The following is a 1,416-nucleotide window of genomic DNA, read 5'->3' as shown; positions in this document are numbered from 1 at the left end:
CACTCACTTGCAGCCGCACTCTCATGCTTTTAGTGGTCTTGGGCTTTCCCAAAGTTCGTCAAAATCCTGGACTATTCTGCCCTAATTTACCAGAGTAGGGAGGTGGGGGAGTGTGGGGGGTGTGGGGAGTGTGGGGAGTGTGGGGGGTGTGGGGAGTGTGGGGAGATGGGGAAGTGGGGGGAGATGGGGGAGATGGGGGAGGAATTTGTTATTTCCCATAACCAATTATTATCAATTATCAATAACCAAGAACCAAAAACTAAAATGCGACTGAATATTATTAAACAACGGGGGTTGTGGTGGGGAATTTCGGCGATCGCCATCGCTATTAGCGCGATCGCTATGATTTTCTCCTACAGCCAATTGGGGTCTCCCATTCGACTGGGTTTGGATTTTGTCGGGGGAACTCGCTTGCAACTCTCCCTTGAATGCGTTGCGACGGAGACTTGTAGCGAGGCGATCGAGGTGGGGGAGGTTCGTCAAGTTTTAGGCACCTTAAATCTTGAAAATAGCTCGATTCAAATTGTTGAAGATTATACCGTCTCTATCCGTACTCCTACCTTAAGCGTTGAACAACGCACCCAACTTCAAGATGCACTGACCCGAGAATTAGGGGATTTTGACCCGAAAACCGCGCAAATTGATACCGTCGGTCCTAGCATTGGCGAAGAGTTGCTATCCGGGGGGGTTCGTGCTTTATTTGCGTCCTTTTTTGGTATTGTTGTTTATTTAAGTTTTCGCTTTCGTTTCGATTACGCTATTTTCGCGATCGTTGCCCTCTTTCACGATGTCTTGATTACGGCAGGGGTTTTTGCCATTTTGGGCTTAGTCTTAGGTAATGAAATTGATAGTTTATTTTTAGTTTCTTTGCTCACTATTATCGGTTTTTCCGTCAATGATACGGTAGTTATTTACGATCGCATTCGCGAAACAAGCCAAATAGAAGAGGGGGAATCTTTCTCGAAAATTGTCGATGATGCCGTTAATCAAACTTTAGCGCGATCTATTAATACCACAGTTACAACTGTTTTACCTTTGATCGGGATTTTCTTGTTTGGGGGCGAAACTCTCAAATTCTTTGCTTTAGCTTTAATCTTAGGCTTTATTTTTGGTTCTTATTCCAGCATATTCATTGCTAGTACCTTACTCGCATGGTGGCGAGAGCGACAAATTACCAAACAACCTAAAATTGAAGTCGATGAGCTAGTTGCTAATGAAGAAATAACCGATGAAATTCGTCCTGAAACAGATATATCGGGTTCTTAAATTTTCCTGAAAAAAGCATTCTCTTACGAAACTCTCTGACTAACTTTTACTTTAAATAGAGTCTTAAATCATGGATATTTCTCAAAGTTTGTTGAAAGAATTAAAACTTTATTTAATGGTACAAACGGAGAAAAATGATGCTGAAGCACA

At 42.6% G+C, this 1,416-nt stretch carries 1 protein-coding gene; it reads left to right on the top strand.

The window, feature by feature from the left end; translation table 11 throughout:
• Positions 1-264: 264 nt before the first annotated feature.
• Positions 265-1,266, top strand: coding sequence for a protein translocase subunit SecF (gene secF, locus VB714_RS27200; RefSeq protein ID WP_416309814.1), 1,002 nt, complete (start codon positions 265-267; stop codon positions 1,264-1,266).
• The last annotated feature ends 150 nt before the right edge of the window (positions 1,267-1,416 follow it).

Origin of the sequence: Spirulina sp. 06S082, from assembly GCF_034932145.1 — a bacterium.
Classification (GTDB): Bacteria; Cyanobacteriota; Cyanobacteriia; order Cyanobacteriales; family Spirulinaceae; genus CCY15215.
Note: the sequence above shows the minus strand (reverse complement) of the source record. Positions and strands in the feature narration are given on the sequence as shown.

Coding starts and splice junctions, on each gene's coding strand:
- secF (WP_416309814.1), top strand. CDS start 265: ATGCGACTGAATATTATTAAACAACGGGGGTTGTGGTGGGGAATTTCG.